Annotated in this window: 9 protein-coding genes; 4 read left to right on the forward strand and 5 right to left on the reverse strand. The window is 54.7% G+C overall.

All coding sequences use genetic code 11. From position 1 onward, the window contains the following. Nucleotides 1-27: 27 nt before the first annotated feature. The 3 genes from ACTJIK_RS24035 to ACTJIK_RS24045 form a co-directional block, all read right to left on the reverse strand. On the reverse strand, nt 28-3,381 hold the full coding sequence (locus ACTJIK_RS24035; RefSeq protein ID WP_440650092.1) for a SusC/RagA family TonB-linked outer membrane protein: 3,354 nt from the start codon (nt 3,379-3,381) through the stop codon (nt 28-30). A gap of 216 nt (nt 3,382-3,597) precedes the next feature. Beyond that, nucleotides 3,598-4,656 carry a FecR family protein gene (locus tag ACTJIK_RS24040; protein WP_440650093.1) on the reverse strand — a complete coding sequence of 353 codons (1,059 nt, stop codon included), beginning with the start codon at nt 4,654-4,656 and terminating at the stop codon, nt 3,598-3,600. A 75-nt stretch (nt 4,657-4,731) separates the two neighbouring features. Then, nucleotides 4,732-5,367 carry an RNA polymerase sigma-70 factor gene (locus ACTJIK_RS24045; protein WP_440650094.1) on the reverse strand — a complete coding sequence of 212 codons (636 nt, stop codon included), beginning with the start codon at nt 5,365-5,367 and terminating at the stop codon, nt 4,732-4,734. A gap of 193 nt (nt 5,368-5,560) precedes the next feature. Here ACTJIK_RS24045 and ACTJIK_RS24050 point away from each other — a divergent pair, with 193 nt between their 5' ends. Then, nucleotides 5,561-6,250 (forward strand): SMUG2 DNA glycosylase family protein, encoded by a 690-nt coding sequence (locus ACTJIK_RS24050; protein WP_440650095.1) that lies wholly within the window; start codon nt 5,561-5,563, stop codon nt 6,248-6,250. On the opposite strand, the gene ACTJIK_RS24055 is transcribed toward ACTJIK_RS24050, so the two are convergent. After that, complete coding sequence (locus ACTJIK_RS24055; RefSeq protein WP_440650096.1) at nt 6,251-8,620, reverse strand: TonB-dependent receptor; 2,370 nt, start codon at nt 8,618-8,620, stop codon at nt 6,251-6,253. It lies immediately after the preceding gene. A gap of 95 nt (nt 8,621-8,715) precedes the next feature. Next, nucleotides 8,716-9,321, reverse strand: a complete 606-nt coding sequence (locus ACTJIK_RS24060) for a DUF3347 domain-containing protein (RefSeq protein WP_440650097.1) — start codon at nt 9,319-9,321, stop codon at nt 8,716-8,718. Between the two features lie 69 nt (nt 9,322-9,390). Here ACTJIK_RS24060 and ACTJIK_RS24065 point away from each other — a divergent pair, with 69 nt between their 5' ends. From ACTJIK_RS24065 to ACTJIK_RS24075, 3 genes are all read left to right on the forward strand, one after another. Continuing rightward, a complete protein-coding gene (locus ACTJIK_RS24065; protein ID WP_440650098.1) occupies nt 9,391-11,340 on the forward strand; it encodes an ABC-F family ATP-binding cassette domain-containing protein in 1,950 nt (649 codons plus the stop codon). Between the two features lie 115 nt (nt 11,341-11,455). After that, nucleotides 11,456-13,471 carry a tetratricopeptide repeat-containing sensor histidine kinase gene (locus ACTJIK_RS24070; protein ID WP_440650099.1) on the forward strand — a complete coding sequence of 672 codons (2,016 nt, stop codon included), beginning with the start codon at nt 11,456-11,458 and terminating at the stop codon, nt 13,469-13,471. Continuing rightward, a complete protein-coding gene (locus ACTJIK_RS24075) occupies nt 13,431-14,069 on the forward strand; it encodes a response regulator (RefSeq protein WP_440650100.1) in 639 nt (212 codons plus the stop codon). Before ACTJIK_RS24070 ends, ACTJIK_RS24075 begins: the two co-directional genes overlap by 41 nt. The last annotated feature ends 38 nt before the right edge of the window (nt 14,070-14,107 follow it).

Raw genomic sequence — 14,107 nt, forward strand, 5'->3', positions numbered from 1 at the left:
TTCAAGCAGGTGTCTTTTTGATCCGGTTCAGAAAGAAACCTGCGCGCCAGCGTTTATGACCCGCTGGACGGGATAACCGAGGCCGTTGCCCCCCATTTCAACATCCCACATCTTGAATTTGCTGAATGAAAGGAGGTTGACGCCGCTGGCGTAAATGCGGATGCGGTCTATGTTGTAGCGGCGAAGCACGGCAGGCGGAATGCTGTAGCCCAGCTCCACGGTTTTCAGCCGGAGGAAAGCCCCGTCGCGCATGAACCAAGTGCTCTGCTGCGTGTTGTTCGCAATGGGCCTGGAGCTGAGGCGCGGCCAGATGGCGTAGAGGTCGCGGCTGCTTTCAGACCAGTGATCGTCCGCATAAGCCTGCAGCAAAGCGCGGTTGTTCACGAAGGGCGCGGTGGAATCCGCGTCGAGCCAGAACGATTCCCTGGCGAGGCCCTGGAAGAAAGCGGAAACATCGAAATTTTTGTACCCCATGGAAAAACCGAAGCCATACACGATCTCCGGCGTGGTGGGGTAACCGATAGGCACCCTGTCGCGCGTGGTGATCTGCCCGTCGCCGTTCACATCGTGGTATTTGATGTCTCCGGCTTTGTATTCGCCAAAGCCCTGCAGTGGCGAGTTGGCTACTTCGGCATCGTCGCCGAACAGGCGCTCGGCAATGTATCCCCATTGCTGGGAAATCGGGTGGCCAACGCGGGAAAGATATTTCTCCACATAATCCGGCTCTTCGTAAACTTTGAATTTGCTGGTGGCATAGGTGAAGTTGCCGCGCGCCTGCAGCCAGAGGTTCGGGTTGAAGCTATGGCTGTAGTCTATGGACAGGTCGAAGCCCTTGCCGGAAGCCTCGCCCAGGTTCGCCTGCACGTCCGCATTGCTGAGCAGCCCCATGGTAACGGGAATGGATGCCCTGCTCATGAGGATATTCGTTCTTTCTTCGGTGTAGATATCCAGCAGGATGTTCAGCTTGTTGAACAATCCCACTTCAATGCCCCAGTTGGTCTTCTTCGCGGTTTCCCAGGTAATATCGTTGTTGCCGTAGCGGTGTATGAAAATGCCCGGCCTGGTGTAAGCGAAATCGGTACCGAAAGACATGCTGCGGAAACCATCGTTCATATTCACATCGGCCAGGTACAGGAAGCGGGATTTTTCATCGCCGATAGCGTCGTTGCCCACAAGGCCGTACGTGGCGCGCAGCTTCAGGTTGCTCACGGTGTTCAGGAAAGGCTTGAACCAGTTCTCGGCGGATACCAGCCATGCCGCGCCCACAGAGGGAAAGAAGCCGAATCGCTGCGCCTCGTAGAACCTTTCGGTACCATTGTACCCGAAGTCGTATTCAAAGAAATAACGCTGGTCGTAGGCATAGGTAAGGCGGCCGGAAACCCCGATGTTCCTGCTCGGCAGCGAAAGCTGCAACGATCCGGCGTTGGCGGCAACCTTGTTGTTCATCAGGAACACGATCATGCCGCTCACGTTATGTTTATCGTTGAAGGTGCGGTTATAATTGGCCGTGGCCTGCAGGTAAGTGGTGGAACTGATCTCTTTGTCGCCCTCGGAATAATTCAGGTATTCCGTACCTGTATTGGGATTCAGCATGGTGAGGGTATACTGGTCCGCGTACTTGTCGTAGTTGGAGATCGTATACCAGAAAGGATTGTAGAAGCGGGACACATCGAAGTAGGACGCGCGGGAGGTGTTGAACAGCGCATGCAGGTTCAGCCCTTCGGTGATGAAGGCCAGGTTCTGCTTCAGCTCGAACTGCGCCTGCAGTTTGGAGCGCGTATATTCCCTGTAACCCTTCACCATATCCGCATAGGGGTTGATGTAATTGCCTGTGCCAAAGTTGCCGAACATGATGTGCTGCACATACCGGTGCGCATCATCCACCGGGTAATAGGCGGGAAACAGCACGGGGTTGGACTGCACGACTTTTTTATACATGTTGGTGCCCCCGTCCAGCGGGCCGTTGTAGTCGTCGAACACGCCGGAGAGGCGGATGCCTACTTCGGTGGATTTGGTGAGGTTGATGTTGACGTTCGTGCGGAGGGAGTAGGTGTTCAGCCGGATGTTGTTATTGAAATTATTGCGCTTGTCTACATTCAGGATGCCATTGTCGCGGTTCATGGCCGCCGCCAGGTAATACCGGGCCACTTTACCGCCCCCGGATACGTTGAAGTTGGCGCGCTGGTTCATGGTGGATTTTTTGAACAGCTCGCCGCGCCAGTCTGTAGCCGGGTATACATATGGATTTTTACCGGCGATGGTATTATCGATCTTGGCCTCTGAATACGGCAGCTGGCCCAGCGGATCGCGGGTGAGCACGGCTTCGTTGCCCAGGCGCATGTAGGTAATGGGGTCCGCCAGTTCAACATTCTTCGTGGGCGCGGAATTGGAATTCTCTATCCTGACGGATACGCGGGCTTTGCCTTCCACGCCTTCTTTGGTGGTGATGAGGATCACTCCGTTGGCGCCCCTGGCGCCATAAAGTGCGGTAGACGTGGCGTCTTTCAGGATGGAGAAGCTGGCGATATCATCCACGGTGAGGCGCGCGAGGTCTGTGGTGGTGGTTTCGATACCGTCTATCAGGATCAGAGGGTCTTTTTTGTAACCGAAGGTGGTTACGCCGCGAATGAAGAAGTCCGCATTGTCCGCCCCCGGCTCGCCGCTGCGCTGGTAGGCGATCACCCCCGCCAGCCTGCCGGCGAGCGCGGTAGTAAGGTTGCTGGACGGAACTTTCAGCTCTTTCGGGTTGATGGTGGTCACGGCGCCTACCACTTCCCTTTTCTTTTGTGTGCCGAAACCCACGATCACCGTTTCTTCCAGCTGGCTGGACGCGAAGGCGAGCTGTACGTTGATCACGTCGCGGCCGCTGATGGGTATCTCCTGGCGGTCGTAGCCGATCATGCTGTACACGAGCACCGTGGCGCCGTCGGGGATGTCGAGCACGTATTTGCCGTTGAGGTCTGTGGTGGTACCTATGCTGGGCGCGCTTTTCACGGAAATGGTCACGCCGGGCAGCGGCATGCCGGTGGTATCCGTTACAGTGCCGCGCACATCTTTTTTGATGGCGAGGCTTCCCGTTTCACCTTTGGTAGTGATGGCGATCAGGTTACCTTCCAGCAGCCTGTATTCCAGGTTGGCCAGCGGCAGCACGGTTTCCAGCACTTTGAACACGGTTTCGTCTTTCACCGAAAGGTCTATTTTCCGGTCGCTGATCACCTTGCGTTCGCTGAAAATAAAGTGATACTTCGTTTGCGCCTCAATCATCATCAGCACTTTCCGAAGGTCGGCGGACTGTATGTTAAGGGTAACTTTTTCCTGCGAGCGAACGGCACCGGAAACATGCAAAAACGACAGCAGGAGAAGGCTAAAGGCTAGTTTCATAATCAGGCATACCTTTATTAGCACATGCGGAGGACTGCAAGCATGCACTAAATGCTTTTTTTTCATAACTTGTATAGAATTAGTTGATTAAATATCCGGAAACAGCCTACCCTTCACAGTGACTGCTTCCCATTAAAGGCTAATGAACGGGGAATGGCTTCAACATTTCCCGTTTTTTTATACGCTGGTCAATAGGCCATTGATTTTGGTGATCGTTTAATAAATAGTAACGGTATCGTCTGTTATCCTGTAATTAAAATGTTCCGTAAGCTGAAGCGCCCTGAGCGCCTGTTCCAGCTGCTCTTTCCCGAAAATGCCGGTGAAGCGCAGGTGCTGGATGGAAGCGTTCTCGAAGCGGATGGTCACATTGTACCAGCGCTCCATTCTGGAGGCGAGGCGGCCGAAGGATTCATCCTGGAAGATCAGCCGGTTATCTACCCAGGCGGTTTCAATAATGGCGCTGTCTGCCTTTAAAAAGTAAGTAGGCTTCATGATAACGGGCGCCGCACCGGCGGAAGCTTCAGGCAGGGAATCGGTTTTGTTGGGCACTACCAGTTTTTCCGCCGGCCGCAGCCTGATCTTCTTTTCCGGGTTGCTTTTCAGCTCCACCATCACTTCCCCCGTAATGAGCGTGGCTTCGCTGGCACTGTCTTCAGGATAGGCTTTGATATTGAAGCTGGTGCCCAGCACATTCACATGCATGGTTTCCGTATGAACGATAAAAGGTTTCGATGCATCCCTGGCGACGTCAAAAAAAGCTTCCCCTCTCAGGTACACCTCCCTGGTAGCGCCTTTGAAGCGCATCGGGTATTTCAGCTCGCTGTCTGAATTCAGCCACACGGTGGTACCGTCCGCCAGCTTGATGTGCGAGCGTGTGCCGCGCACATTGTAATCCGCCCGCAGCCCGCCATCGTTGCCGGGCAGCAGGCCGGAGGCCTTTATAATATAACCGGCCGCCGCCAAAAAAAATACGGCCGCCGCCGCACGCAGCAGGTATACACGCCATCCCCTGCCTGCTGTGCCGGGCGCTTCCTCCGGCCACATCTGCGGGTCTGTTGCATGCATCCGGGCTTTGAGATGTTCAAAGGCCGATCTGGTATCTTCTTCGTTCTCCCCGCTGCTGCGCCCCCAGAATACCTGCATGGCCTCCGCCTCTTTGCGGAGCTGCGGATCCGCTTTGGCCAGGGCTTCCAGCTCCTGCTTTTCCTCTTCGGTGATACCGCCGGAAAGCTTCCTGGAAAGCAGCCATAAATACCGTTCTTTTTGCGTTTGCATAAAAGCCGCGTTTGCGATCGTTTATTACAAGACACCAAAAAAAGGCTGGTCTACGTACTGGTAATGAAAAAAAATTTAAATAGCCGATGCGGCCAGTAAAAGGGAAAGCAGCGCCGCTGTATCCACGGCTGCTGGGGATGTTCTTTGCCGGGCCGTCAAATACGGCTGCAGCACGGCATGCAGGGTTTTCACGGCTTTAAAAAGCTGTGTTTCCACGGTGCGGGGTGAAATATTCATGATCTCGGCCACTTCACGGGGTTTGAAGCCTTCTTCGCGCACGAGGCGAAATATCTTGCGCCGTTTAGGCGGCAGCAGTTCCACGGCATTGTCCAACCGGGAAAGCAGCTCCTTCCACTCGGAAGCTTTGTAGGGGTCGTGGATATGGGCGATATTGAACTGTTCAGGACTGTCTGTGCTCACCACCCTGAACGCGGAAAATTTGCGGAGATAATTGAGCGACTGGTTGCGCACGGCGGTGAAAAGGTATTTTTCGATGTTCAGCACATCCAGGTAAGTTTCCCTCCCCGCCCAGAGCTTCAGGAAAATGTCGGACACGATCTCTTCCGCGGACTCACGGCTTTGCACATATTCCACAGCGAACCGCACCAGGCGCTGGTAACAGTGGTGGAACAGCTCCTCGAACGACCGCTGGTCGCTTTCCGTGGATATTCTCTGCCATAATGTATTCAGGTAAGTTTTGTCAGTTTTCATACCCGGGATATTTATTCATGAGCGCATTCTCGTGGAACAAAAGTTAGGAATCTGTAACATGGAATTCTGGTAGCCGGGTCGCACACTGACGTCTTCAACGTAACTAAAGTACAAGTTTTAATTTAAAATCCAAGGCCGCCCCGGAGATTATCGGCGGTCATCCATATTTCACCGCGGATCGGTATTTTTGAGGATGCAAACTTTCGCCGATAAAATTATCTACTTTAATACCCACCTCCATTATACCGGCAAACTCCCGCCGGGCGTGAATATCATGAATCCTTTCGCGGAGCGGCCCATGGTGGTGGACGTAATGAAACAGTTCTACCATAAGTACTATCACGACCACCAAACCCGCCGGATGATCATCGGCATCAACCCCGGCCGCTTCGGCGCGGCGCTCACCGGCGTGCCCTTTACGGATTCCAAACGGCTGGAAGATCCCTGTGGCATTACATTCCCCGGCCCGCCAAGCTACGAAGTGAGCAGCGTGTACGTGTACGATGTAATCGCCGCCTACGGAGGGCCCGCCGCTTTTTACAGGGATTTTTATATCGGCGCCATGAGCCCGCTGGGCTTTACGGTAGACAAGCCCGGCGGAAAAGTGGTGAACTATAATTATTACGACAGCAAAGCCCTCACGGAAGCCGTGTATGATTTTATGCTGGAAAACCTGCGCAAACAGGTTGCTTTCGGGATAGACAGAACGGTGGGCTACTGCCTCGGCACCGGCAAGAACGCGGATTTTATTCTCCGCCTCAATGAAAGGGAAAAGTTCTTCGACCGCATCATCCCCCTGGAGCACCCGCGTTTCATCATGCAGTACAAGCTCAGAAAGAAACAGGAATACATTGATAAATACCTGGAAGCGTTCAGCGCCTGATCACAGCTTGAAATTCCAGGTGATGGAGGGAATAATGGGAAACAGCGACACCTGCTTCGCTTTGATCTCCAGGTTGCCGTCCAGCACATTCCCCGTTTGGTCGAAGTAGATGAAATACGGGTTCATGCGGCTGTAGGTGTTGTAAATGGAAAACGCCCAGCTGCTGGTGAATTTACGTTCGGGTTTCTTCTTTTTTGGGGTATAAACGGCGGAAAGGTCCAGCCGGTGGTAGGGTTTCATGCGGTAGCTGTTCAGCGCGCCATACTCCTGCATCAGCACGCCGTCCAGGAAATAGAATTTTTCAGGTAAGGTGGTGGTATTACCGGTGCCGAAAATGAACACGCCTGAAAATGTCCAGCGGGGAGTATGCTCATAACTGGCTACCACGGCCAGGTCGTGGCGGCGGTCGTATTTCGCGGGAAACCGTTTGCCGCCATTCAGGCCGGGAAACTGCCGCCAGGTCCATGCAAGGGTGTAACCGATCCAGCCCGTGAGCTTCCCTTTAATTTTGTGGATGAACAGTTCCGCCCCGTAGGCATATCCTTTGCCGAACACAAATTCTTCTTCAGGGTCTTTTAATGAAGGGGTATACCCTTCGCGGTATTCCACCTGGTTGCGCAGGTCTTTGTAATAGGCCTCCACCGAGGCTTCCCAGCTGTTATCCGCGAAGTTCCGGAAATAACCGGCGGAGTACTGCCAGCTGAACTGCGGTTTCACCAGGTAGGTGCTGGGCACCCAGATGTCGGTAGGCAAAGTGCTGCCGGCATTGGTCACCAGGTGGATGTATTGATTGTTCCGCGCAACGGAGGCCTTTACGGATTCGCGGTCGTTCCAGGCGTAACGCAGCAGCAGCCGTGGTTCCGGCCCGCCGTAGCTGCGCACTTCCTGCCCGCCGCGGTACACGGTGCTGTCCAGCTTATTACCATCGCGGTCGCGGGTGTAGCGCGTATACGGGCCGATCTGCCGGAAGCCGCTGTAACGCAGTCCTATATTGACTTTCAGGCGGGGGCTGATCTCCCAGTCGTCCTGTATGTACAGCGCCGCTTCATGGGCGTATTTGCGGACGGCGTTATCCGGCCGGAACACCGTGGTGTCCTGCCTGCCGGAAACCGAGCTGGGGGTGAACGTGTGATAAATGTAATTGCCCCCGAACTTGATATGGTGTTTCAGGTTCAGGAAATAATCGAAATCCAGCTTCGCGTTCAGGTCGCGGATGCCGGAGTTGAGCTGTATCATGAAACCCTCGTTGGACGCGCCGAAGGAGAATTTATAATCGTTGTAGATGAGCGAGGTGTTGGAGAACAGTTTTTTGCTGAACACGTGGTTCCAGCGCAGGGTGCCCGTGTTGTTGCCCCAGGGAATGTGCGCTTCAAAGCTCCTGTCTGAATTCCGGAAGCGGAATACATCACGGCCGAGGTAACCGCTCAGGAAGATGCGGTCTTTAGGGGAAAACTGGTAATTGGCCTTTGCGTTGAGATCATAGAAATAATAACCCGATCCGTAAAACGAGCTGCTTTTTCGCACAAAGGGTTTGGCCAGCACATCGGCATACGTACGGCGGGCGGAGATCATAAAGCTGGATTTGTCTTTCTGCAAAGGCCCCTGTATGCTCAGCCGCGACGCGATGGCCCCGATGCCGCCTTCGGCCTGCCAGCGCTGGTTATTGCCGTCCTTCATGGTTACGTCCACCACGGAAGAAAGCCTGCCTCCGTAATTCGCGGGCATGCCGCCTTTGATGAGCGTCACATTTTTGATGGCATCGGCGTTGAAGATGGAAAAAAAGCCGAAAAGGTGCCCGGTATTGTACACGGGCGCTTCGTCCAGCAGGATGAGGTTCTGGTCAGGCCCGCCGCCTCTTACGTAAAAGCCCGCGTTGCCCTCTCCCGCCGCCTGCACGCCGGGCAGCAGCTGCAGCACTTTCAGCGGGTCGGTTTCGCCCATGAGCGCGGGCAGCTTTTTCATCTGCTCGGTGCTCAGCTCCACCTTCCCCATGTCCGTGTTCTTCACGTTCTCGTCCTTACGCCGGTCTGTGATCACGACCTCCTTCGCCTGGAAAGACCTCGGCACCAGCAAAGCGGTCACGTTCCGGTCTGCCTCCGCCCTCACGGCCCTTTCCTGCGACCCGTAACCGATATAGGTAAAAACAAGCGTATGCTCCCCGGCGGGGAGCGAGATGGAGAAAAAGCCGTAGGTATTGGTCTGTACGCCCTTTGAAGTGCCTTTGATGCCGATGCTCGCCCCGATAAGGGATTCGCCGGTGGTGCTGTCACGCACATAGCCGCTCACCGTATACCCTTGCTGGGCATAGGTTTGCTGTGCAAACAGCCATGCATATACGAAAAGAAGGATCTTTACGGCAGCGCGGGTCATCGTTACAGGTTTTTCAATATCAATATGGTATATACGCGCAGCGCCGGCGTTTTGTTGCCGGCGCCGCTGAATTTATCAGAAAGGTAAATTATCCGTTACTGCTGATAAGCCTGCTGGAAACGCAGGGTATCCGTTACGGAACCGCAATGCAGCATTTCATCGCCGAAATATGGGTTTACCACTTCAGTGGTGTCGCTCAGCCAGTGCGCGCCACGGTTGTTGAACGCCATGGGGCAATGCTGGCGGTAGACGGTATTGCCTTTAAAACCGGTGGTCTGCAGCAGGTCGTACAGCTGGTCGCTCACCATCTGGAAAGAAGACCTCCGGCTGTCCAGCCCGCCTTTTTCGATGATCAGCCCGGCCAGCTCAGCGGAAATGCTCCCGGTGCTCACCGCCAGGTCCGCCGCGCGGCTGCTGTCTATCCCCAGGCGGGCAACCGGCAGGCTGTCCACATGATATTTCAGCGCCGCCGCAGCGATGTCCGCCGCCAGGGTATCGCCTTTCACCAGGGCGTCGCTCAGCTGGTAATAGGCCGTCATGGCTGTTTTCAGCGAGTCGTAATACTCATCAGTAAAGGGCGCCTGCAGTGTGCTGGCCTGTAAAGCCGTATCCTCCCCCGTTCCCTCCTGCCGGCCGCCCTGCTGGCAGGCCGTGAAGGCTGCGCCGGCGGCGATGATCCATAAATATTGCCTGATTTTCATGCGGTGCTTTTAGCCTCAAATATAGGACCAAAAAATATACTATCTTTGCGGGTTTAATAGCAATTAGGTATGCTCATCGCCCTGCAGGACATTACATTTGAATTCGGCGCAAGAACCATTATAGAGGATTCTTCCTGGCACATCATTCCCGGAGACCGCGTAGGCCTTATCGGCCTGAACGGTACCGGCAAATCCACCCTTCTCCGCATTATCAACGGGGAATACACCATTTCCAAAGGCAGCATCAACAAGATCAGGAACCTTTCTATCGGGTTCTTCAACCAGGACCTGCTGAGCTTTGAAACGGAAAATTCCATTCTTTCCGTGGGTATGACCGCCTTTGAGCAGGCGCTGAAGGTGGAAAAAGAGCTGGAAGAGCTGACCGCCAAGCTGGAACATTCGCAGGACGATGCGCTGCTGCATGAGTATGCGGACAAGCTGCATGAATTTGATACGCTCGACGGGTACAACATCCGCCACAAAACCGCCACTGTACTGGAAGGGCTTGGTTTCAGCACGGCTGACCTGGAGCGCCCCTACAACCAGTTTTCCGGCGGCTGGCGCATGCGCGTGCTGCTGGCCAAGCTGATCCTCCAGCAGCCGGATGTGCTGATGCTCGACGAACCGACCAACCACCTTGACCTCCCGTCTATCGAATGGCTGGAAAAATACCTCAGCAATTACAGCGGCGCCGTGATCATCGTGAGCCACGACCGCTTCTTCCTGGACAGGATGGTGAACAAGGTGGTAGAGCTCTACCAGCAACAGCTGCACCATTACGCCGGTAATTATTCCGACTACGAAGAAGAAAAAGTGCTCCGCCGCGAATTGCAGCAGCGTGCGTACGAGAACCAGCAGGATTACATACGCCAGCAGGAACGTTTTATTGAACGCTTCAAAGCCAAAGCCTCCAAAGCCGCGCAGGCGCAGAGTATCGCCAAAAGGCTGGACAAGCTGGAACGCGTGGAGCAGGTAGACGGCGGCCCGGCCAAGATCAGGATGAACTTTTCCGTGGACAAAATGCCCGGGAAGATCCTATGCACGCTCAGCGGCGTAAGCAAAGCCTTCGGCAAACTTGAAATATTAAAGAACGCTACCGCGGAGATCAACCGCGGCGACAAAATAGCCCTCATCGGCGCGAACGGTAAGGGTAAATCCACCCTGCTGCGCGTGATCGCGGGCACAGAACCTTTCGAGGGAGAACGTATCCCGGGGCACAACGTGGTGACCAGCTTCTACGCACAGCACCAGCTGGAAGCCCTGCACCTGGACAACGAGATACTTGAAGAACTGAAAAGCTGCGGAAGCGGCAAAACCGAAATGGAACTCCGCTCACTGCTCGGCTGCTTCCTGTTCCAGGGCGATGATGTGTTCAAAAAGGTCCGCATCCTTTCCGGCGGCGAAAAAGCGCGTGTGGCGCTGGGCAAGGTGATCATCAGCCAGGCCAATTTCCTGCTGCTGGACGAACCGACCAACCACCTGGACATCAATTCCGTGGAAATGCTCATAGACGCCCTCGGCAAATACGAAGGCAGCCTGGTGCTGGTAAGCCACGACCGTTATTTCGTGTCCAAAACCGCCAACAAGATCTGGGAGATCGTGGACGGGGAGATCAAGGAATTCAAGGGTACTTACGGCGAATGGGAAGAATGGAAAAAGCGCCAGGCACTGGCCGCCGCTCCCCCGAAACCTGAAAAAAAAAGCACTCCGGTAGCGCAGCCGCAGCCCGCTAAGCAGCAGTCTGCTCCCAAAACCGCCATAGACAAGGATCTTCAGAAAGAGCTGCAAAAACAGCAGCGGCAGTTCCAGCAACTGGAGCAACAGATCGCGGGATTGAAGGAAAAACTGAAGCAGCTGGAAAACGATATGGCGGACCCGGAAATTTACGCCCACAAGGATAAATTCCGCGCCACCGAAGACGCGTATAAAAAGATGAATGCGGACCTTGCAAAGCTCAATACCGAATACGAATCCGCGTTCGAAAAAGTGATGGAGCTGGAAGAGAAAATGCAGGGATAACGATACCATTTTCCGACTTTATACAGGGGGCGGCCAACAGGGCGCCCTTTTTTATGGGATCCATACCCCGCTCCCGGCCCGGCTTTTTTACTATCTTTATTTTTTCGCACATTTCATGATAACATTATTTCACAGGACATACCTGGCGGTGTTGCTGTTGCTGCTATGCCGTATCTGCATGGCGCAATCCACGCCCCTCAATGCGGACAGCCTGCGCCGGCTGATCGCCGCGGAGCGGGTGGACACGGTAAGGGCGAGGCATATGATACGGCTCGCCGAAACCCTGCGGGCGGCTGATTCAGCCGGAGCCATGCGGGCGGCGGAACAGGCCCTGGCCATCTATACGAAGCACGGCCCCCATACCAGCATCGCGCAGGCGCGGTTTACGATTGGGAAGATCTATCATGGCCGCGACAACTATGAGGCTGCCGGGCCTCAATACCAGAAGGGCCTTGAAGCGATCGGGCAGGATTCGAGCCTGCCTGCCGTATACATGAGAGCCAGGCTGACAGGGAACCTCGCGGCCGTTTATGGCGCGAAAGGACAGCCGGAGAAAGAGCTGGAAATGGTGCTGAGCGTGATCCCCATGCTGGAACGCATAAAAGATACACTGGCGCTGGCAGTGGCCAACTTCAACATCGGCGTAAAATTCTACAACGGGGAGCAATATAAAAAAGCATTCGGTTACCTGCAGAAAAGCATCGCGCTGCACGAAAAAAGGCCCTCCGCCCAGCTGACGGAAGCGTATATGGTAACCTCCTGGTGCGCTATGAACCTGGACAGCCTGGATGCCATGCGCAGGTATCTCGATAAAGCGTCGGCCGTCATGGATCATACAAACCCGTTGCTGGAAGAAGAATACGAGATCGCGCGCGGCCTTTACCATTTTAAAACAAAAAATTACGCGGCGGCTGAGAAAGCCTACCTTCGCGCGCTTCAGGTCAATACCCCTACCGCGCCCCTGCCCCTGAACAGGACCAACGCGCTGGAGTCGCTCAATGAATTGTATGAGACCCAGGGGCGTTACGCCGAAGCGAAGAAGGTCATGCAGGAATACATGTCCATCTCACGCGGCATTAACTGGCATGCCAATATCCTGCATGGGCTGGAGATACTGTCCCGGCTGGAAGAAAAAACACATAACTACGCCGCATCGCTGCGTTACCTGCGGGAATTCGTTCAGCTGAGCGATAGCGTGAAGAGTGAAGAAAGCAAGGTGCGCCTGCACAACCTTGAAATAAAATACCAGGCTTCGGAAAAAGAAAAGAAGATACTGGTACTGGAAAGCACCAGCAGGCAGCAACAGCTTGTATTGCAGCGCAGCCGCGCCTACAACGCCCTGCTGCTGGCGGGTTTGATCGTAGCGCTGCTCGTCGCCCTGATCATTTTTATCGTTTACTGGAATAAACACCGCCTGGCCACACAGAAAGAACAGCTGCAGCGGCAGGAGCTGGAAAATATGAAACAAGCCCAGCGCATCCGGCATTTTTCGGCTATGCTGGAAGGCCAGGAACAGGAACGCAGGCGGCTTGCCCGTGATCTGCACGACGGGCTGGGCGGCACCATGGCAAGCATCCGCGTGAAAGCGGCGGACCTGGCGGACAATATCCCTGGGAATGACGCCCGGATGCAGCAGATCGTTGCGCAACTGGACGGCGCTACCCATGAGCTGCGCCGCATTGCACACAATATGATGCCTGAAGCCTTGCTGAAATTTGGATGGGAAGCGGCATTAAAGGACCTTTGCGAAAGCTTGCAGCACAACGGCGCAACGATCGTATTCCAGGCTTTCGACCTGCGCGGCGATATTTCCCAATCGCAGCAGATCATGATCTACCGCCTCGTACAGGAACTGCTCGGCAATGCCCTGAAGCACAGCGGCGCCCGTAATATACTCGTGCAGTGCCTGCAAAGAGGCGAAGAGCTGTCTGTTATCGTAGAAGATGACGGCAAAGGATTTGACGCAAACACGCTCTCCCCCGCCGATGGCATCGGCCTGCAAAGCGTCAGGGCGCGTGTTGATTATCTCAAAGGCCGGCTGGACATACAATCCGCCCCCGGCGAAGGCACTACCATAAATATTGATATCCATGTACAGGAAACCGCACCCGATATCGCTGCTCATCGTTGAAGACCATCTGCTGATGCTGGAGGGCATCCGGTCGCTGATGCTGGACCAGCCGGAAATAGAGCTGGCCGCCAGCTATTCCCTCGGGCTGGAAGCGCTGGCTTTCCTTGAAGAAAACAGCGTGGATGTAGTACTGCTGGACATCAACCTGCCTGACATCAGCGGCGTAGAACTTTGCAGCCGTATCCGGAAGCTGGATAAAACTGTGAAGATCCTTGCCCTGAGCGCATTCAGCGATCGCACTTTTATTCTCCAGATGTTGCAGAACGGCGCCAATGGCTATATCTTAAAAAATACGTCTTCCCGCGAACTGATGGATGCTATACACCGGGTGCTGGACCACCAGATTGTGCTGGGGCCGGATGTGCAGCAGGTTATCGCCTCCGGTGCGCATAGCCTGGCGGAGCTTCCCCGCATCACGCGCCGGGAAAAAGATGTGCTGCAACTGATCGCCAGGGGCTTCACTAATCCTGAAATAGCGGTCCAGCTCGGCATCAGCACCCTCACGGCAGAAACCCACCGGAAAAACATTATGCAAAAGCTGAAAGTGAACAACGCCGCCGCCCTCATCAAAGCAGCCATGGATTACGCGCTGATCTGAAATATACCCTGAATATGGTATGCCGGCATACCGTTGTT

The organism is Chitinophaga sp. 22620 (genome assembly GCF_052044405.1).
Classification (GTDB): Bacteria; Bacteroidota; Bacteroidia; order Chitinophagales; family Chitinophagaceae; genus Chitinophaga.

Bases quoted from the DNA above. Each gene is read 5' to 3' on its own strand.
- ACTJIK_RS24035 (WP_440650092.1), bottom strand. From the start codon at position 3,381: ATGAAACTAGCCTTTAGCCTTCTCCTGCTGTCGTTTTTGCATGTTTCC.
- ACTJIK_RS24040 (WP_440650093.1), bottom strand. From the start codon at position 4,656: ATGCAAACGCAAAAAGAACGGTATTTATGGCTGCTTTCCAGGAAGCTT.
- ACTJIK_RS24045 (WP_440650094.1), bottom strand. From the start codon at position 5,367: ATGAAAACTGACAAAACTTACCTGAATACATTATGGCAGAGAATATCC.
- ACTJIK_RS24050 (WP_440650095.1), top strand. From the start codon at position 5,561: ATGCAAACTTTCGCCGATAAAATTATCTACTTTAATACCCACCTCCAT.
- ACTJIK_RS24055 (WP_440650096.1), bottom strand. From the start codon at position 8,620: ATGACCCGCGCTGCCGTAAAGATCCTTCTTTTCGTATATGCATGGCTG.
- ACTJIK_RS24060 (WP_440650097.1), bottom strand. From the start codon at position 9,321: ATGAAAATCAGGCAATATTTATGGATCATCGCCGCCGGCGCAGCCTTC.
- ACTJIK_RS24065 (WP_440650098.1), top strand. From the start codon at position 9,391: ATGCTCATCGCCCTGCAGGACATTACATTTGAATTCGGCGCAAGAACC.
- ACTJIK_RS24070 (WP_440650099.1), top strand. From the start codon at position 11,456: ATGATAACATTATTTCACAGGACATACCTGGCGGTGTTGCTGTTGCTG.
- ACTJIK_RS24075 (WP_440650100.1), top strand. From the start codon at position 13,431: ATGTACAGGAAACCGCACCCGATATCGCTGCTCATCGTTGAAGACCAT.